The organism is Lichenibacterium minor (genome assembly GCF_004137685.1).
GTDB classification, from domain to species: Bacteria; Pseudomonadota; Alphaproteobacteria; order Rhizobiales; family Beijerinckiaceae; genus Lichenihabitans; species Lichenihabitans minor.
Map to the genome: position 1 here is coordinate 17968 of NZ_QYBB01000028.1, position 17743 is coordinate 35710.

Here is a 17743-nt window from a genome sequence, read left to right on the forward strand (position 1 = left end):
TGCATCCCGCGGCGGCTTGACAGCTTGTCCGGCGCGTCCCGAGGGTGGCGTCCACAGGGAGGATAGGCCGATCGACATCCGCGAGCTTCGCACCTTCGTCACGGTGGTGCGCGGCGGCAGCGTGAGCCGCGCCGCCGACGAACTGAACGTCGCCCAGCCGGCGCTGAGCCGGCAGTTGAAGAAGCTCGAGGAGGAGCTCGGCGTGACGCTGCTCGAACGGCATGGCCGCGGCGTGACGATGACGCGCGCCGGCTCCCTGCTGCTGGCCCGTGCCGAAGCCCTGCTGGCCGAGTTCGCCGGGATCGGGCCGGCCGTGCGGGCTTCCGAGGAGGTCGTCGCGGGCCACGTCACGCTGGGTGTGCCGCCGGCCGCGGGCTTGCTGGTGGCTCCGGCGGTGTTCCGCACCTTTCGCGCGCGATGGCCGGCCGCGACGCTGCAGATCCGCGAGGGGATCAGCTCGCTGCTCGAGGAATGGCTGCTCGATGGCCGACTCGACGTCGCGGTACTGCACAACCCGCCGCCGCTCGACGGCATCGCGCTTCGGCCGGTCCTGCAGGAGCGCATGGTGCTGGTGCGGGCGCACGGGGCTGTCGAGACCGGGCCGGTGCGCTTCCGCGACATCGCCGCGGTGCCGCTGATCCTGCCCAGCATGCCCCACAGCAATCGCCGCCTCGTCGAGCGCGCGGCGCTGCAGCACGGGGTGCGGCTCGGCGTGTCGATCGAGGTGGACTCGATCCCGCTCACCAAGGCCATGGTGGCGGGCGGCTTCGGCGCCACGATCCTGACCCACGCCGGCGTGGCGCGCGAACTCGCCAGCGGCGAGCTGTCGGCGCAGCCGATCGACAATCCGCCCCTGCTGTCCTCCGCGGTCATCGGCAGCGTTTCGGCCGAAAGCCCGCGCTGGCTCGTCGGCGCCCTGGCCGGGCTGGTCGGCGAGGAGATCGCATCCCTGGTCCGGTCGGGCGCCTGGGCGGGTGCCCGCCTCGTCGCGGGCGAGGCCCGCCCGGCTTGACGCCCTCATACCCGCCCTGCCGGCTCGGGGGCGACGGGCGGAAGAGCGGCGGAGCCGCGATCCTCCGCGCCGGACGGGCGGATCCGCCCGGCCGCCTGCTCGACCATGTAGCGGTCGAACTTGGCGCGGTCGAAACTACCCTCCCAGCGTGCCACCACGAAGACCGCCACCGTGTTGCCGACGACGTTGGTCAGCGCCGTGCAGGTCGCCATCAGCCGGTCGATGCCGAACAGCAGGCCGAGGCCGCTGAGCGGCAGGGCCCGCACGGTCTGCAGCGTCGCGGCGAGCTTGATGAAGGCGCCGCCCGCCACCGTGGTCCCGCCCTTCGAGGTGAGCAGCAGGATGCCCAGCACGCCCAACTGCTGGCCCAGCGAGAAAGGCGTGTCGGTCGCTTGGGCAATGAACGCGACGGCGATCGCCATGTAGATGGATGTGCCGTCGAGGTTGAAGCTGTAGCCGCCGGGCAGCACGAAGCCGACCACCGCGCCGTCGCAGCCCGCTTCCTCAAGCTTCAGCATCAGGCGCGGCAACGCCACCTCGCCCGACGCCGTGCCGAGCACGAGCAGCAGCTCCTCCCGGATCAGTCGCAGGATCGACAGGATGGATAGGCCGGCCATCGCCGCCACGGCGCCCAGCACCACGAGTACGAAGGCGAGCGAGGTAACCCAGTACAGGACCACCACTTTGGCCAGATAATAGAGGGTGCCGACCCCGAACGATCCCACGGCCGCCGCCATGGCGCCGAAGGCGCCGAACGGGGCCAGCCGCATGATGAAGCCGAGCACGCGGAAAAGGATGTGCTGGCCCTCGGCGATGACCTTGAGGATTGTCGAATCCTTCCCCGCTCCGCCGACGCTCAGCGCCGCGCCGGTGAGGATCGACACCAGCAGCACCTGCAGGATCTCGCCCTTGGCGAAGGCGTCGACCAGCGTGTTGGGGATGATCGACAGGAAGAAGCCGACGGCGGTGAACTGGCTCGCCGCCGCCGTGGCCTTGGTCAGCCCCTCGCTCATCACGAGATCGGCGGCGTGCAGCCCGACGCCCGGCTGTACGACGTTGACCACCACGAAGGCGAGCGCCATGGCGACCGTGGTCATCACCTCGAAATACAGCAGTGCCTTGAAGGCAAGCCGCCCGAGCTGGCCCATGTCCCTGACGTGGGTGAGCCCGAGCACGACCGAGCAGAAGATGATGGGGGCGAGCAGCATGCGCAGCAGGGCGATGAAGGCGTCGCCGAGCGGCTTCATGTCGACGGCCAGTACCGGCGAAGCGATCCCCAGCAGGATCGCCAGAGCGATGCCGATCAGCACCTGGACGTAGAGCTGTCGTAAGAGGGCCACCTCTGCGTTTCTCCCCGTTCGGCGTCTTGCAGCGCCTCGTTTCGGGCAGTGAACCAGCCGCCGCGGGCCGAAGCAAAGGCCGATGGGTCATAGGCGTCCATGCCGGCTCGGCATGGCTCGAACGATAGCGTGTCCTTGACGGGGCGCATCGAACAGGTTGGCGACCCCGGCATGCGCTTGGGTCAGAAACTCCGACACACCGGTGGATTAAGGCATGCGGGATGTCGATGATCGTCCGCTTCGGAGCACGCCCCAGCGGAAGCCTCTACGCCCGGCTTGGGTCGACAGCAGCCGGTCGGGAGGTTGGTAGGAACGGCTTCGGAGCGGTAGGATCGAGCGCCCGTGAGGGGCAGGCATATCGGCGTTTCGATGCCGCTTGCAGTCATCGTGCTCAGGATCCGACCGTGCCAAACGTCAAGCTCATCGTGGAACTCGACGGCGATCTTGCGGACGCGCTTCGGCGGGCCTCGGTAGCGGCGGGCAGCACGCCCGAGGCGCTCGCGGCCCAAGCCATAGCGCAGGCCTACGAGGTCGGGCTCCGGCACAGGGTCATCATCGAGCGCATGGAGGTCGTCGACGCCCAGATTGCAGCTATCGCGCGCTTCGTCGAACAGGCGACTGCCGAAGGCGGCGGCGAGGGAATCGACCTCGACCGGCTTTGCCGCTACCCGCGCAAGCCGAAGTGACCGCTTCGCTGCATCGCCTCGCCTCCGGTTCGGAGGCGGGCGCTTATTACACCAATGATGCCGCCCGCGAGGCCAAGCCGCGGAACCGGGACGAGTACTACTCTCGCGATGGCGGCGGCACGTGGTGGTCGACGGGCGAGACCATCGTCCGGCACGGGGCGCCCATCGACCGGGGCTCCTTTCGCGCGCTCTGCGCCGGGCAGCACCCAGGGACGGGGGCGTCGCTCGTGCGCGGCGCCGGGCCGGGCCACTGGGCCGGGCTCGACGTCACTTTCACGCCCGGCAAGTCGGTGTCGCTGCTCTGGGCGTCGGGCACGCCCGAGCTGCGTGCGGCCGTCGAGGAGGCGCACCGCTCGGCCGTGGAGCAGGCGCTGCGCTTCGTCGAGCGGGAAGGCCTCGTCCTCGTCCGCTCGGGGGCGGGCGGGGTGGTCAAGAGCCGCCCGTCTGACCTGATCGTCGCCCGCTACGACCACTTCACGACCCGCGAGGGCGACCCGAATGTCCACACGCACGCGGTGATCATGAACGTAGCGGGAGCCGCCACGAGTTCCGGACGCTACAAGGCGAGCCACCTCACGATCGAGCCCGCCGAGGTGTTCCGTTGGCAGCACGCGATCGGTGCGGGCTACCGCGCGGCCCTGGCGGAGACGCTGGGTGGGGCCGGCTTCAGCTTCGTCCCGGCCGGCCGCGGCCAGTATGAGATCGCGGGCGTCCCGCAGGATCTGATCGAGGCCTTCTCCAAGCGCTCGCGGCAGATCGAGGAGCGCGTCGGCCGCGGGGCCAGCGGTGCCCAGAAGGAGATTGCCGCCCTGGCGACGCGCAGCGCCAAGGAGCTCGTACCGACCGGCGAGGAGCTGGAAGCGCGCTGGATGTCCGAGCTGGCCGCGTCGGGCGTCGACGTCTGGGCTGCCGCCTTGGGGCGGCACCAGGACCGATTTGTGGAGCGGGATCGCTCGCCCGAGCGCCTTCCTGACCTTGACCCGCCCGAGATCGAGGGCGACACGCCGGTGGCAGTCGCGGCCTCGGCGCTGCTTCGCCACCAGAGCGTGGTCGCCCGGTCCGACCTGCTCCGCGCCGCCTTGGTCGAGGCAGGGCTGAAGGGCATCGGCATCGCGCCTGTCTACGCCGAGCTGGACCGTTTGGAGCGGGACGGCACGTTGCTGCGCCTCGGCCCGGAGCGGGACGACGGGCGACGCTGGACGACGCCGTCCATCGCCAGGGTCGAGGCCGCCATGCTGCGCAGCGTCAACCGACCGGCCGAACGGTCCTGGATCACGGAGCCTGCGGTCGCCCTCGCTCTGGAGCGGGCGCGCCACCTGTCCGACGAGCAGCGCGACGCCGTCCGCCGGGCAGCCAGCCTCGACGGCGTCAGCATCATCGAGGCAGGGGCCGGGACCGGCAAGACCACGGCGGCCCGCGCAATCGCCGATGCCGCCCAGGCGTCCGGCCTGAAGGTCGTCGGCCTGGCCCCGAGCTGGGTGGCGGCCGACGAGCTGGCGAAGTCGGTGGGCATCGAGGCCCAGGCCATCGCCAAGTGGCGCCACGACCGGGAGCACGGCCGCGCCGCGCCCCTCGACGCCGATACACTGCTCATCGTCGACGAGGCCGGCATGGCGTCGATGCGCGACATGGCGGCCATCGCGGTCGCGGCGAAGGAGGCCGGAGCCAAGCTCGTGCTGCTCGGCGACTCGCGCCAGCTCGAATCCGTGCCGGGCGGCAGCGCACTCCGGGCCGTCACCGAGGTCGTTCGGCAGAACGCCGTGATGGAGGCGGTGCGGCGCCAGGAGGTCGACTGGCAGCGCGCCGCCTCGGTCGTCATGGCGCGCGGCGGCGCGGAGGCCGGGCTGCGCGCCTATGCCGAGCGAGGACGGATGGAGACCGTCCCCGGCACGGAGGCGGCGATGCGGCAGGCCGTCGAGCGCTGGCGCGAGCTACGCGCCACGCACGGCGGCGACGTGCTGGTCATCACCCGCCGCAACGCCGACGCCTCGCGGCTCAACGCGGCGATGCGCGAGGTGCTGCGGGCGGAGGGGCGCCTCGCCGCGGCCGACGTCTCGCTCCCCTCCATCGACCGCGAGGGCGACGCCGTCGCGCTGTCGCTGGCGCCAGGCGACCTGGTGCGGTTCGGCGACACGCTGCCCGACCTCGGGATCCGCAACGGGACGCGGGGCACCGTCGAGGCCGTCACGGCCGACGCCGCGGGCGGGGCCACGCTGCGGGTCCGGCTGGAAGGCGGCCGCATCGTCGAGCAGCCCTGGACGGCATTCGCCCGGCCGGGGCCGACGCGGTTGCCGCGGCCGCCCCGCGTCGTGCACGCCTATGCGGGTACGGCCTATTCAGTCCAGGGCCGCACGGCGGCGGCAAGCGTGCACTACATCGGCGCGGCGCCGGACGCGCGGGAGATCTACGTCGGCCTGACGCGCCATCGGCAGGACGTGCGCATCGTCGTCGAGCGCGACCGGCTCGACGCCGCCTGCCGCCAGCGCCAAGCCGATCCCCGCATGGCGCCGACCGCGACCGCCGTCGCGGAGCGGCTCTTCGCCGAGGCGAGCCAGTACGGCGAAAAGGCCAACGTGGTCGACTACGTGGCCGACCGCCAGCACTTCACCGCGACCGGCGTCGTCACGAACCCGGAGGACCGCGTCGAGCGGCGCGTCCCGAAGCTGCTTGAGGCTGCGCGGGGCCTGCGCGAGGCGCTGTCGGCATTGCGGTCGCACGAGACCGTCGTGCCGCTGTGGCGGCTGCTCGACCGGGGTCGCCGTCTCGTGCCGCCGCTGCCGAGCCGCCTCGGCGAAACGATCCGGCAAATGCAGCCGGGGCGGGATCGCCCGCGCTCGCCCGATCGCGAGCCGACCATCGATCGCTGACGGTCGAGTGTCTGCCACCGCTCGGGGGCCTGTCGAAGGCCGATGGCGGTCGACCACCCCGCTCGGACCCGCTCGGGGCGGCTGGCCCGCCGGGGAGGGACGGTGGCGCTCGTGCCTGTTCGGTCCGGGCCGGCGGCGCGGGGTCGAGAGGGAGAGGGCTGGGGAGGGAAGGCCGTGACGGAGACGAGGTCGGAGAGAGTGGCTCCCCAGCGTCCCGTCAGGGAGCCTTCCCATGTCCCAGATCCTGTCCCCGGCCGCCGCCCGTCCTGCGCCGGCCTCCTCCGGCTATCGCGTCGACCCCGGCCGCGGCTCCCGCGACGGCCGCGTGTCGTCCGAGTGGTTCTCGCGCCCCACCGACGAGCGCTTCCTGTCCCTGTCGGACCTGCAGCGCTCCGTGGACCCCGACCCGCGCCCGCTGCCCGAGCCCGAGGCGGCGGAACTGGCCCTCGGCGCCATGATCGACGCCCTGTCGGGCCTGCTCATCGGCACGCGGCTGGAGGACGAGGTCCCCGACCTGCTCTGGTCGCTGGTCAACCTCCTGCGCCGGTGATCGAGGCCGCATGCTGGGCGCACGGCCGCCGCAAGCTGTTCGACATCGCCAAGCTGACGAAGGCGCCGATCGCCGTCGAAGCGGTGCGCCGCATCGACGAGATCTTCGCCGTCGAGCGCACCATCAACGGCCGAAGCCCGGCCGAGCGCGTCGCGGTCCGACAGCAGCAGTCGAAGCCCCTCGTCCTCGATCTGGAGATCTACCTTCGGGAATAACGAATGCTGCTCTCGGCCAAGAGCGATACGGCCAAGGCCATCACCTATATCCTGAGCCGTTGGGTGGCCTTCACCCGCTTCCTCGACGACGGCAGGATCTGCATGAGCAACAACGCGGCGGAGCGCGCGTTGCGGGGGATCGCCATCAGCAGACGGAACTGGACGTTCTGCGGCTCGGACGCCGGCGGCCATCGCGCCGCTGCCATCTACACGCTGATCGAGACCGCCAAGCTCAACGACGTCGATCCGCAGGCCTGGCTCGCCGACGTCCTCGCCCGCCTGCCAGACCACCCCGCCAAGCGCCTCGATGAGCTGCTGCCCTGGAACTGGAAGGCCAGCCGACCCGGCGCAGCCCTGGCTCAGGCGGCCTGACGGGGCACCGACGCCCTCGGCAAGGCCGACATCACGCGGCAGCCCTGACCTGCGGTGCTGGCCGGATGCTTACTGCGGGTCGCCGAGGTGGCCCGGCGCAACGCGGTGAGTGCCAGCTTGGTTTTCGCTTGGCGTCGTCTCGCGCGCGACGGTCTGCTGGGCCGGGGTGTGCCGGCTCTGATGCCGGTCGAGATCGTGGCTCCGTCTCCCGCATTGCCGGCGCCCTCGTCCTCGGTGGCACCGCGCCCGAAGCGATCGGCCGGGCTGATCGAGATCGAGCTATCGCAGGGGCGGCGCCTGCGGGTGGGCCGCGACGTCGACGGCCAGGGCGGGTGCTTGTTCATGTAGCGGCTGGACCGGGGCCGCTTCACTTGGCCGTCTGCGAGCGACGGGGCGGTCGCGATCACGCCGGCGCAGCTCGCCTACCTGACGGAGGGCATCGACTGGAGAAACCCACAGCAGACGTGGCGGCCGAGCCAGGCGGGGTAGCGGAAAAGCTTGCAGTGGTGGGAGGGTGTGATCTGATCGGCGTGTGACGATATCCTCCGATCAGCTCCCGTCCGACCTCGCCGACGCCCACGCCTTGATCGTGGCGCTGCGCAGCGAAGCCCTGGTCCGCCGGCTCGAAACCGAGAAGCTGAAGTTCCTGATCGCCAATCTGCGCCGCGAGCAGTTCGGACCGTCGTCCGAGCGCGGCAGGCTGCTCGTCGAGCAGCTCGAGCTGGCCATCGCCGATGTGGAAGAGAGCCAGGGCGCGGCCGAGGCCGAGGCCGACATCGCGGCACCGGCCGCGGAGCGGCAGAAGCGCCTGTAAGGCATTGATGTTTGGCACAAATTTCACTGATTTCAAACAGTTTTTTCAACGACCATCGAGACGGGCGTTGGACCATCTGCGGGACAGTTGTTGGACGCTCCAAGATTGGAAGCGGACGTTGCTCGAAGTTTGGCAGACAAAACCGTAAACGCCAGTTCGCGAAGGCAGAGTTCTTTGGTTGGCCAAGGATCACCGGCCTTGCAGTGGACGGATCAGCATATCCCAATAGAGTTCTGCCGCTCCTTCAAAAGTCAGCTTCTTGCTGTCACGCCGGCCCAGGCTGGCCATACCAAGCGGTTGAAGGAAGAGCCCCTGGTCATCATGAGCCACAGACAAGCTCTCATTAAAGGAACTGCCGTCACTCCGGTCGCTCATCGAGTAGGTGATCCCGTGCCCTAGCACATTGCCGAGCACGATGCTGCACCGTGATACAGCTTGCCCCGCGCGGTACACCACCGCCGTAAACCGGTTAGCATCGATACGCTTGTAACTGGTCTCGATGTCAGGATTGCGCGTCTGGATTTCGGTCAGTGAGCCTCAGAATACTTAGCCATGAATGAGAAATCCTCGTCGAGAAAGCGGTCATGATCAGCATCCGTAAATTCTTTTTTCAGCCGAAGATTGCTGGAGCGCGGCAGCGTAGCAGCGGGTGGTGCGGACACTGGCGCTCTATCTGCGGGCCGTGGTCCCGGAGCCGATGGCAATGCTGACCGGATCATCTGGACGACATCGAGAAAGGCTTCATCGAGATCCGGCCAGGACTTTGTTGGCTTGCCGTCCCTCGGTGCGGCTAGCAGTTTGCCAAACGGCGTCGGATGCCAATCGCAGGCGCGCAAAATTACCGGGATCACCCGGGCATCGCCGCGCTCCTGACGCTCCAGCGCCCGGGCCACCTCGACATCGTGGCAGTAGTCCGATGCGATGAAATCAGGCGAAACCAGCAGAAGAATCACGTCTGCTGATTCAAGCTCTGCGCGCACACCCTTGTCGAAATCATCCCCGGCCCGCAGGCGCCGGTCGTGCCACGCCTCGATCAGGCCCTGGCGCTTCATCGTGGCCAAAGCCGTTTCAAGCCGGTCGCGCAGCTCCTCGTCCTTATGGGAGTACGAAAAGAAGATAGTTGCCATGATGCTCCTCGACTACCCAATGTATGGAGCATAGCTTCAATGCGCCAGCTCGAGTTCCTTGCATCGCGAGGGCTTTCGTGAGCGTCATAGATGACCAAGGTTCACCTAGGTGACTTCCCCTTACTTTCGTGCAGGAGGCAATATGGAACGTATGCTTCCGGCGAGGGCCGCCTTGTGAGAGGGGTCTTCGACGATCGAGACTGCGCGTATGGACAGCCATACGCACAGTCTCCTGCCCGAACGCCTCGAAGTCATCGAGGTCGGGCGCCGCCGTCGCTGGTCGGAGGAGGAGAAGCTCCGGATCGTGACGGAGTGCCTGGAGGCGCCGCGGCTGGTGTCGGCCACGGCGCGTCGTCACGGCATCACGCGGTCGCAGTTGATGGCATGGCGCCGGGCGTTGAAGGTCGAGCGTGTCGCTCCTGAGCCGGCTCCAGCCTTTGTGCCCGCCGTCCTGGTGCCTGAGCCGGCGGCAAAGCGCGAGCTGGCGCCACGGCGGACGAGGCCGCGGCAGGCCTTGCAGGGCCGCATGGTGATCGAGGTGGGGCGGGGCCGTCGCGTGGTGGTGGACGGCGCCGTGGACGCGGAAGCGCTCGCCCGCGTGCTCGACGTGCTGGACCGGCGATGATCCCGGTTCCGTCCGGCGTCCGGGTGTGGATCGCGGCCGGCCACACCGACATGCGTCGCGGCATGAACGGCTTGTCGCTGCTGGTGCAGGAAGGCCTCAAGCGCGATCCCTTCGCGGGCGACCTGTACGTGTTCCGGGGCCGGCGCGGCGACCTGATCAAGTGCCTGTGGCACGACGGGCTGGGCCTGTCGCTGTATGCCAAGCGCCTGGAACGGGGCCGGTTCGTGTGGCCCGCGACGGCGGGCGAGAGCGTGGCCATCACGCCCGCGCAGATGGGCTATCTACTCGAAGGCATAGACTGGCGCCATCCGCAGCAGACCTGGCGGCCGAGCCGGGCGGGATGAGACCCGAACTGTTATCAACAGTACTGACGCACGCCACTCTGGCTTTGCTTGAAAATATGTGATCGGCTGTACTCATGGCGAAGCGGCCCAAATCCGAAAAGATCGACGTCGAGGCGCTGCGGGCAGCCCTGGCGGCCGCCGAGGCCCGGGCCGATCAGGCCACAGAGCGCGCCGATGAGGCCCGGGCAGCAGCCGACCGCGCCGAGGCCGAAGCCGCCGCCGTGAAGGCCCAGCTGTCGGGCGACGCGGCGCTGATCGCCCACCTGCGGCTGGAGATCGCCAAGCTCAACCGGACCCTCTACGGCCAGCGCTCGGAGCGCACGCAGCGCCTCATCGACCAGTACGAGCTGCAGCTCGAGGAGCTCGAAGCCTCGGCGGCCGCCGACGCGCTCGCGGCCGAGAAGGCCGCCGCCAAGGCCGCGATACCGGCGCCGACGGAGCGGCGCAGGCCCTCGCGCCAGCCCTTCCCGGCCCACCTGCCGCGCGTGCGCGTCGTGGTGCCGGGCCCGGGCGCCTGCCCGTGCTGCGGGGGCACGCGCCTGTCGAAGCTGGGCGAGGACGTCACCGAGACGCTGGAGGTGGTGCCGCGCCAGTGGACCGTGATCCAGACCGTGCGCGAGCGCTTCGCTTGCCGGGCCTGCGAGGGCGTCAGCCAAGCGCCGGCGCCCTTCCACGCCGTGCCGCGGGGCTGGGCGGGGCCGAGCCTGCTCGCCATGGTGCTGTTCGAGAAGTACGGCCAGCACCAGCCGCTGAACCGCCAAGCCGAGCGCTACGCTCGGGAAGGCGTGCCGCTCAGCCTGTCGACCCTGGCCGACCAGGTGGGCGCCTGCGCGGCGGCTCTCGATCCCCTGTTCCGGCTCATCGCGGCGCACGTCATGGCGGCGGGCCGCCTGCACGGCGACGATACCACCGTTCCGGTGCTGGCCAAGGGCAAGACCAGCACGGGGCGCGTGTGGGTCTACGTGCGCGACGACCGGCCCTTCGGCGGCGCCGATCCCCCAGCGGCCCTGTTCCACTTCTCGCCCGACCGCCGGGGCGAGCACCCGCAGGCGCACCTCGCCGGTTGGACCGGGGTGCTGCAGGCCGACGCTTACGGGGGCTATGGCCAGCTGTACGGGGGCGAGCGCAAGCCGGCGCCGATCGTCGAGGCCGCGTGCTGGGCCCACGCGCGGCGCAAGTTCTTCGAGCTGGCCGACATCGAGGGCGCGGCGCGCCAAAGGGCTCGGAAGAAGGTGGCGGTGATCGCGCCCTTGGCGCTTGAAGCCGTGCGGCGCATGGACGAGCTGTTCGCCATCGAGCGCGAGGTGAACCGCCATTCCGCGGCCGAGCGGCTGGCGGTGAGGGGTGAGCGCTCCACGCCCATCGTGACGGCTCTGGAGGGCTGGATGCGAACCGAGCGCGCCCGCCTGCCGCGTGGATCCGAGGTGGCCCGGGCCATGGACTACATGCTGGACCGCTGGCCGTCCTTCGCCCGCTTCCTCGATGACGGGTGCGTGTGCCTCAGCAACAACGCGGCCGAGAAGGCCCTGCGCGGCCTGGCCCTGGGGCGCAAAGCGTGGCTCTTCGCCGGCTCGGACCGCGGCGGCCAGCGGGCCGCGTTCTTCAACAGCCTGATCGTGACCGCCAAGCTGAACGACGTCGACCCGCAAGCCTGGCTGGCCGACGTGCTCAGCCGCATCGCGGCCCACCCGGCCCAGCGCCTGGGCGAGCTGCTGCCGTGGAACTGGAAGCCGACCTCGGCCGCTCCGACGAGCCTCGACGCCGCAGCCTGACCCGACCACCCTGGCTTCAGCCTTGCCGACCCGCGATCACGCCGCCGCGAAACCCACAAGCGCCATTTCCGCGGCCCTCGCCGTAGGCGTACTATGGAACCGGGGCAGGTAAAAGAAAAGATCCAGTCGGCCTTCCGGGCTGCAATCTCCAACACTTCCACTCAATGGAGTCACGACGACGGTGTCGGACATATTTTCCGTGATGTCAGGCTGTATGGGCGGGAAGCCGGAGTCGACTTTGTCACACCCCATCTGAATGCAATCGTTGACGCGGCCGTGAAGCGTGCGGAATGCAAAGATGTGTCTTTACAGATTACACTCTATGGTTTTGGGCATGCTGCCGTTGAAGGGGTTGAGGAAACTTTGCAGTCGCTTACCGGGCTACCGGCACACCGAACCGGCTCAAATGTCATCCTTACTTGGGCCAGCACTGCTCCGCAGCTGATCTGAACGCCTTACGGTGCTGCCGGCCAGTGAAGGTCCGGCCAAAGCCTCATAGGGACGCTGTGACCAGACACCTTCGATCCCGGCGGTGGCAGTGTCGCTTCGCAAGAAGCCGGCACAGTGAGCGAAGACCTCAGGGCGTGGTAGCCGGGCCGGACCTTTGAGGCTGCATTCCCAGACCGTCAGTACCCGCCAGCTAGCGGTCGCGAGCCTCATCAATGCCTGCTCATCCCGCTGCTGGTTGCCGGCGATCTTCGCGACCCAGAACTCCCGGCGTGTCGTTGGCAACTTGAACATCGGGCAGCTGTGCCCGTGCCAGAAGCAGCCATGGACCATGATCACGGCCCGAAAACGGGTGAACACCATATCAGGTCGTCCCGGAAGGTCCTTGGCGTGTAAACGGTACCGGAAGCCTGCCGCGTGCAGCCCTTTGCGCAAGATAAGTTCCGGCTTTGTATCCTTGCCTCGGATTCGGCTCATGTTCAGCCGGCGCTGTTCCGGAGTGAGGACGTCAGCCATCGTAGGCAGGCATTGGAGCAGTCGCGGCGTCTGCTATGATCGTTTGCAGTGCCTCGGAAATTTCGGTCACCGTCATGCCAGGCCTGAGTGCCACGGCGCCGAAGCGGAAAGTCCCGCGGTACGCCGGATGGAAAAGCCGGCCGGGCATTTTGACATCGCGGTATGCCCGTTCAGATGCGATATCGCCATGCCAGGGTGCCATCAGATAGGCGGCTGAGACAAAGCCCGTGATCTTTCCCGCATCACTCTCCTGCACCAGCGCGTCGCGATAGGCGTGGATCGAATTCAGGGCATCGTTGAGGCTCCCATCGATCCGGTATTTCGCATCCAGGACGATCAGGCGTCCAGGAGTGCCGTCCGGAGTGACCGGCGCCACCGCAACCACATCCGGGACCATGATCCGGCTGTACGAGCCGCGCCCGTCTGTCTCTTCCCAGAACTCCTCATATTTTTTCTGAAAACAGAGGAGCCACCCACCGCCGACACTGACCATGACAGACCCGACTGCCAGCGTCATGCCGCCCGCCGCGTCGGTCGTGAACAGATTGCCCGTTTCGACGCTCTCCGGACCAAACGTCTCAACGCCCGCCCGGACGAGACGCAGGAAACACCAGAGTTCGTAAAGCTCGTAGGTTCGCGCCAGCGGCAGGTTGAGGAAGTCGCCAAACACGGCAGCGATGCCGAGATTCATATCCTGCCAAAGCCGGTAAAAGCGCCGGTACACGGGATCGTTGCGGAACAATGAGGACAGTGCGAGTTGCGCCGGTGCCTCTCCCGCTTCCGCAAACGGTGCTGCCCTTGCCAGAACACTGACCCGCGTGGACAAGCGCCGGCAGCGTGCTGACCAAGCGATGGCTGTCTCGCGCAGTCCGGTATCAGTGCCGGGTGCTTTCCGATCCAGAAGCCCCGCCGCCGCGCTCAGCCAGCCCGACCATGACCGCAGACAGGCTGCCATTTGCCGGTGCTCGGGCAAGTCCAGCGTGCTCCGCCGTTGTCGGACCCGGATTTGCTCCGGCAGTCTGCCTTGCAGCGATGGCGGCAACCGTGACGGCGTAGCTGTCTCGCGGCCGATCTTGCCGGTGCGAAATGAGCGCAGAATTTCTGGCCCGGTGGCACGACTTGCCCTGTGGTAAGGCACCGCCAGCTCTTCAGCCATGAGACGTCGCCGGGGCTGCCGCGTGATCAGTTCGACAACTTCTGTCAGTTCTGCAATCCGGGACCGCAAGAACTCCAGACGAGCGATGGCAGGTGGGCGGCTTCCGCTCCCGCGGGCGACTGACGTTCGGAAGCTGCTCAGTGAAAACAGCGAAAAAGTATCTTCAAGGATCTCCCGCACCATCGTGTCGAAATCATCCCGGGTCAGCTTGCGGCGATCCGGATCGGTAATAATTTCGAAACGACGCGGCGGAGCGCCGGGCACCCGTAATTCGGCTTTAACGGTGCCGGCATGAAATCCGGGCTGCCAGCGCCAACGTGCCCCATCGGAGGTCGAAGAGCGCAGCGCCTCCAGTCTGCTGTCGTCGATCAACAGGTCGGCTGCGCCGGCATCTGCGCAGCTTTCCAGCTCGAACAGGTAAGTGCCGGTCTCCTCGACAGCCCCCGGCTCTGGTGTCTCCGCATCCGGCCACACGCGCCAGCGCCCTGGTTGTCCTTCCCTAGTGATAAAAAGGCCGGTCAATGCTGCACTCTACCGGCTGGCCTGAAACGAGCTGAACTCGTCGAGATCACTGAGCAGCTTGTCGAGCTGCTTCCGGGCCTTCGGGAGTGGCAGTGCCTTGTGCAGGCCGGTCAGCAGCTGTCGCTGCCGGTCGGTACCCCGCAGTTTGACGAGCACCTTCTGCACCATCAGCTGATCAGTCGTGTCGTCAGCATTCTGCCCGAGATGCTCACGGGCAAAGGCATGATAGCGAACGACTTCCTCTGCTACCCGGTAGCCGAAACCAAGCCCGTGGGGCTCCATTAGGTTGTAAGCCGCAAGCAGGTGCGGCTCGCAGGCCGCCCGGGCGTCTTTCAAGGCGGGTTCGCGCATCTCCAGTTTTTCAAGAAAACCGGGCAGGTCGACCGCCGACATGTCGATCACCATCGCGCGGTCGAGCACCTTGTCGCTGACCGAATTTGTCGTCTCGTCGATATTGATGGTGCCGATAATGAACAGATTGTTCGGGAGCGGCAGCTGAGCCGGTATGGCGGTGCCGGTCGAGCCTTCAAGCGGCACCCCTTCAGTGTGCAGCTGCAAAGGCTCGCCGGTCTCAACCGCCGAAAGCACGTCTGAAAAGTAGTATTCCACCCGCGCGAGGTTCATTTCATCGAGGATCACGAACACAGGGGAATCCCGGTGCGCAGTGGCGAGTAGGACCGCCTGCAAAAATGAAGGCGCGCTGTAGCGGTTCGATAGGACGTCGAAATATCCTGTCAGGCCGGTGGGATCGGTCCACTCCGGTCGGACCGGGCAGACCACCAGGAACGGATCGTCGGCCTCCATTGTCAGGCCATGAACGGCCCGGGCGTATTTGACGGCAAGCTGGGTTTTTCCGGTCCCGGAGAGACCTGCCAGAATTACAAAATGCTTGTGCTGTAGGAAATTCAGGGCAGCGTGAAAGCGTCGCACCTCACCGCCTGGATAGTGGCCGCCAAGCGCCTGCACGGCCGTCTCGAGCTGGCCGATGGGGATCGAAGAAGGGAGCCGGCGCATTCCCGGACTGACGGACCCCGCATCGTCCCAGACCCGCAGCTCATGCACTTTCTCGCGGCCGATCAGGTTACCCAGGTAGCCGACGAACTGCCGGGCCAGCAGGCTGCGACGTGCCGAGGCTGCCGGCGGCCAGATGCTGAACGTCACCTGATCAATTCTAATGGGCTTGCTGATCGTGCTGAGATCCTCCGGCATGCTGTCCCAGTAACTTTTGTTTCTGAGATAGAGCCGGCCGTCCTGGGCGATGTAGCCCTTCACGTTCTTGTTGTTATTCGTGTAACTCAGACCATCGGGTGAACCAGAACCCGGTTCCGTCGCCCCAGCGTCTTCGGCTTCGCTCTCTTCATCGTCGTCCCTGGCGGCACCGCGCGGGCGCGACGTGCCCGAGGCACGCATCTCTTCCAGCCGCTCACGTAATTTCGGCAGCTCGGTTTTGATGAAAAGCGAGAAGTAGATTTCGTCGTCTGGCGGGAAGCGCAGCAGGCAGTGAGCCACGAGTTGATCGGCGTCCGCAGAGAATGCGTTGAAGTTGACATTGAAGGCAAAGAGACCTCGCTCAATGACCTTGGCACTGTTCGATACGCCAAACGCATCAGCCGACCGCGTTTTTGCTGTCATCGCCGCATTGGCGGCCACTGCGGTTTTATAGGACTGCTGTCGTTCGCGTATGTTCATCATTCCTCGCTTCGTTATAGCCGCACAGAGTTTGCAGGATCTCCGCCGCCAGAGCTTTAGCCATAAGTGGCGGCACAGCGTTGCCGATCTGCCGGAAGGCCGGATTCATCGTGCCGCAGAACACAAAACCGTCTGGGAACGACTGCAAACGGGCTGCTTCCCGGACGGAGATTGTCCGCGCCTGCTCACTGTCGTAGTGGATATGGCTGTAACTGTCCTTGCCCAGATGGGCGAGCAGGGTGCGGGCTGGCTGATCACGCCACATCTTCCGCCATTTGTTGGGGAATTTGCTTGCGTCGTATGGTGGCACGATTGCAGCGAGGAGGTTCTGCCATTCCGGTGATCCCTCGCGGATCCGAACACCTTGCTGACGGAGCTGCTCGACGCGTTCGGCCAGCATGGTCATCGCGAGCTGGTGGGCTTCGGGATACTGGTCACCGGGCTTCAGCCGGGCGAAGATCTCGTAGTCGCGAGGCAGGTAGCGGATCACGTGATCGCGGATTCCGCCTTCCGGATGCTCGAAACCCGGCCAGCTGCGCATCAGCCGTGCGTAGTCGGAGATTCTGCGTCGGGCATCCGGCAGCATGCTCTGATCGAAGCGCCTGGCACCACGCTTCAGTTTACCCTCAGCCATCTGGCGCCGCGCATTGATCGGCGTCAGGTCACCGATGGCTTTGTCAGCCGTGACCGCAGGCGGAAGGTGCCGCCGCGATGCGGGTGGATCGATATAATCGTGCGCATCACCCTGGGCCTTGCTCAGAAACTTCAATGCGACCGAGCGCGAACCTTCATAGCCGGGGGGCAGATCCATCCAATGCGTCGGCACCGGGAAGCTGATCTGACCACCAGCTTCGCGGTGGTAGGCAATCAGAAACATGCGCTCGCGCATCTGGGGTACGCCGTAGAAGGACGCATTGAGCAGCGTGTATCCGCAAAGATAGCCTTTGCTTTCCAGTACCTCGCAGATTTCTTCTGCGATATTCTGCCCTCCGTGGTTCAGAACGTCCGGGACGTTCTCGATCAACACGGCAACTGGCTGGAACGCTTCGACGTAGCGAAGATATTCCTGGTACAGCCGCGCCCGGGGATCATGCTCGAAAGCGCGCGGGTGTGCATCAATCTCGCGCAGTTTCGGCCGACCAACTCTGGCGAAGGCCTGACAGGGCGGGCCGCCAATCAGCACGTCGAATGCGTCATCCACCGGCCCGAGCCCGAGCTCGGACACGAGATCCTCCGGATGGGTAACGATGATATCCCGCGCTTGGCTATGGCGGGGATCGTCGGGATGAAAGTTGAGCCCATGCGACCGTGCCGCATCAGGGTCGAATTCGACCGCTGCGCCTATCCGGAATCCGGCGGCCAGGAAACCAAGCGAAAGGCCGCCGCACCCTGAGAACAAATCCAGCACCCGCGGCTTGCCGCCGGCCCGCAGTCTCGCGAGTTTCCGCCGTGCCACCTCAGGCTTCATGCGGCCACCTTGCCTGTCTTTGGCAGTCGCAGTGGCAGCTCACTCTGGTCGCTGTGCTGGTCGAGGAACCGCATGATGGCCGCCCGCATCACCCAGGCGGCCGAAACATGATTGGATTCAGCCATTGCCTGCACGCGGGCATAGGCCTCTTCGGACAGCATCACCGACGTGCGGACCTGCCGCTTTTCCCGTGACGCCATGGAATCACCCTCTGTCATGCA

The 17743-nt window shown here is 67.0% G+C and carries 17 protein-coding genes and 1 pseudogene; 10 read left to right on the plus strand and 8 right to left on the minus strand.

Annotation, left to right across the window (positions count from 1 at the left end; all coding sequences use genetic code 11):
- Positions 1 to 16: 16 nt before the first annotated feature.
- Complete coding sequence (locus D3273_RS19595; protein ID WP_245501288.1) at positions 17 to 1012, plus strand: LysR family transcriptional regulator; 996 nt, start codon at positions 17 to 19, stop codon at positions 1010 to 1012.
- A gap of 5 nt (positions 1013 to 1017) precedes the next feature.
- On the opposite strand, the gene D3273_RS19600 is transcribed toward D3273_RS19595, so the two are convergent.
- Positions 1018 to 2352 (minus strand): cation:dicarboxylate symporter family transporter, encoded by a 1335-nt coding sequence (locus D3273_RS19600; RefSeq protein WP_129228586.1) that lies wholly within the window; start codon positions 2350 to 2352, stop codon positions 1018 to 1020.
- 404 nt (positions 2353 to 2756) lie between these two features.
- On the opposite strand from D3273_RS19600, the gene D3273_RS19605 reads away from it, so the two are divergent.
- The 6 genes and pseudogenes from D3273_RS19605 (at position 2757) to D3273_RS19630 (ending at position 7856) form a co-directional block, all read left to right on the plus strand.
- On the plus strand, positions 2757 to 3038 hold the full coding sequence (locus D3273_RS19605) for a hypothetical protein (RefSeq protein ID WP_129228587.1): 282 nt from the start codon (positions 2757 to 2759) through the stop codon (positions 3036 to 3038).
- Complete coding sequence (mobF, locus tag D3273_RS19610) at positions 3035 to 5905, plus strand: MobF family relaxase (RefSeq protein WP_129228588.1); 2871 nt, start codon at positions 3035 to 3037, stop codon at positions 5903 to 5905. Before D3273_RS19605 ends, mobF begins: the two co-directional genes overlap by 4 nt.
- 232 nt (positions 5906 to 6137) lie before the next feature.
- Positions 6138 to 6455: a hypothetical protein gene (locus tag D3273_RS29825; protein ID WP_342634278.1), complete on the plus strand. Its 318-nt coding sequence runs from the start codon at positions 6138 to 6140 to the stop codon at positions 6453 to 6455.
- A pseudogene (gene tnpC, locus D3273_RS19620) lies at positions 6443 to 7042 on the plus strand (IS66 family transposase); the annotation flags it as partial. The gene D3273_RS29825 and the pseudogene tnpC (D3273_RS19620), both read left to right, overlap by 13 nt.
- Before the next feature lie 351 nt (positions 7043 to 7393).
- On the plus strand, positions 7394 to 7531 hold the full coding sequence (gene tnpB, locus D3273_RS29695) for an IS66 family insertion sequence element accessory protein TnpB (protein ID WP_207210843.1): 138 nt from the start codon (positions 7394 to 7396) through the stop codon (positions 7529 to 7531).
- Positions 7532 to 7574: 43 nt separating this feature from the next.
- Positions 7575 to 7856: an IS66 family transposase gene (locus D3273_RS19630; protein ID WP_129228589.1), complete on the plus strand. Its 282-nt coding sequence runs from the start codon at positions 7575 to 7577 to the stop codon at positions 7854 to 7856.
- Between the two features lie 189 nt (positions 7857 to 8045).
- On the opposite strand, the gene D3273_RS29310 is transcribed toward D3273_RS19630, so the two are convergent.
- Positions 8046 to 8312: a hypothetical protein gene (locus D3273_RS29310; RefSeq protein ID WP_487343517.1), complete on the minus strand. Its 267-nt coding sequence runs from the start codon at positions 8310 to 8312 to the stop codon at positions 8046 to 8048.
- Between the two features lie 71 nt (positions 8313 to 8383).
- The gene (locus D3273_RS29315) at positions 8384 to 8983 is read right to left on the minus strand and encodes a toll/interleukin-1 receptor domain-containing protein (protein ID WP_245501290.1); all 600 of its coding nucleotides are present in this window, start codon (positions 8981 to 8983) and stop codon (positions 8384 to 8386) included.
- A gap of 208 nt (positions 8984 to 9191) precedes the next feature.
- Between D3273_RS29315 and tnpA the strand changes: the two genes are divergently transcribed.
- The 3 genes from tnpA to tnpC (D3273_RS19650) all read left to right on the plus strand — a co-directional run bounded on the left by tnpA (position 9192) and on the right by tnpC (D3273_RS19650) (position 11724).
- Positions 9192 to 9608: an IS66-like element accessory protein TnpA gene (tnpA, locus tag D3273_RS19640; RefSeq protein ID WP_129228590.1), complete on the plus strand. Its 417-nt coding sequence runs from the start codon at positions 9192 to 9194 to the stop codon at positions 9606 to 9608.
- Complete coding sequence (tnpB, locus tag D3273_RS19645; RefSeq protein WP_129228591.1) at positions 9605 to 9952, plus strand: IS66 family insertion sequence element accessory protein TnpB; 348 nt, start codon at positions 9605 to 9607, stop codon at positions 9950 to 9952. Before tnpA ends, tnpB (D3273_RS19645) begins: the two co-directional genes overlap by 4 nt.
- Before the next feature lie 74 nt (positions 9953 to 10026).
- Positions 10027 to 11724, plus strand: a complete 1698-nt coding sequence (gene tnpC / locus D3273_RS19650; protein ID WP_129228592.1) for an IS66 family transposase — start codon at positions 10027 to 10029, stop codon at positions 11722 to 11724.
- A gap of 402 nt (positions 11725 to 12126) precedes the next feature.
- On the opposite strand, the gene D3273_RS19655 is transcribed toward tnpC (D3273_RS19650), so the two are convergent.
- The 5 genes from D3273_RS19655 to D3273_RS19675 are packed head-to-tail and all read right to left on the minus strand — an operon-like array spanning position 12127 to position 17740.
- Positions 12127 to 12687 carry a very short patch repair endonuclease gene (locus tag D3273_RS19655; RefSeq protein WP_129228593.1) on the minus strand — a complete coding sequence of 187 codons (561 nt, stop codon included), beginning with the start codon at positions 12685 to 12687 and terminating at the stop codon, positions 12127 to 12129.
- A complete protein-coding gene (locus tag D3273_RS19660) occupies positions 12680 to 14365 on the minus strand; it encodes a DUF2357 domain-containing protein (RefSeq protein ID WP_129228594.1) in 1686 nt (561 codons plus the stop codon). The genes D3273_RS19655 and D3273_RS19660 overlap by 8 nt, the downstream gene beginning before the upstream one ends.
- A gap of 9 nt (positions 14366 to 14374) precedes the next feature.
- Positions 14375 to 16054 carry an McrB family protein gene (locus D3273_RS19665; protein ID WP_129228595.1) on the minus strand — a complete coding sequence of 560 codons (1680 nt, stop codon included), beginning with the start codon at positions 16052 to 16054 and terminating at the stop codon, positions 14375 to 14377.
- Positions 16023 to 17522, minus strand: a complete 1500-nt coding sequence (locus tag D3273_RS19670; RefSeq protein WP_129228596.1) for a DNA cytosine methyltransferase — start codon at positions 17520 to 17522, stop codon at positions 16023 to 16025. Before D3273_RS19670 ends, D3273_RS19665 begins: the two co-directional genes overlap by 32 nt.
- On the minus strand, positions 17519 to 17740 hold the full coding sequence (locus tag D3273_RS19675; protein ID WP_207210842.1) for a ribbon-helix-helix domain-containing protein: 222 nt from the start codon (positions 17738 to 17740) through the stop codon (positions 17519 to 17521). Before D3273_RS19675 ends, D3273_RS19670 begins: the two co-directional genes overlap by 4 nt.
- Positions 17741 to 17743: the final 3 nt, after the last annotated feature.

What these genes read in the sequence shown, in the direction of transcription:
- D3273_RS29825 (WP_342634278.1), top strand. Translation starts at nt 6,138, where the DNA reads ATGTCCCAGATCCTGTCCCCGGCCGCCGCCCGTCCTGCGCCGGCCTCC.
- D3273_RS29315 (WP_245501290.1), bottom strand. Translation starts at nt 8,983, where the DNA reads ATGGCAACTATCTTCTTTTCGTACTCCCATAAGGACGAGGAGCTGCGC.
- tnpA (WP_129228590.1), top strand. Translation starts at nt 9,192, where the DNA reads ATGGACAGCCATACGCACAGTCTCCTGCCCGAACGCCTCGAAGTCATC.
- tnpB (WP_129228591.1), top strand. Translation starts at nt 9,605, where the DNA reads ATGATCCCGGTTCCGTCCGGCGTCCGGGTGTGGATCGCGGCCGGCCAC.
- tnpC (WP_129228592.1), top strand. Translation starts at nt 10,027, where the DNA reads ATGGCGAAGCGGCCCAAATCCGAAAAGATCGACGTCGAGGCGCTGCGG.
- D3273_RS19655 (WP_129228593.1), bottom strand. Translation starts at nt 12,687, where the DNA reads ATGGCTGACGTCCTCACTCCGGAACAGCGCCGGCTGAACATGAGCCGA.
- D3273_RS19665 (WP_129228595.1), bottom strand. Translation starts at nt 16,054, where the DNA reads ATGAACATACGCGAACGACAGCAGTCCTATAAAACCGCAGTGGCCGCC.
- D3273_RS19670 (WP_129228596.1), bottom strand. Translation starts at nt 17,522, where the DNA reads ATGAAGCCTGAGGTGGCACGGCGGAAACTCGCGAGACTGCGGGCCGGC.
- D3273_RS19675 (WP_207210842.1), bottom strand. Translation starts at nt 17,740, where the DNA reads ATGACAGAGGGTGATTCCATGGCGTCACGGGAAAAGCGGCAGGTCCGC.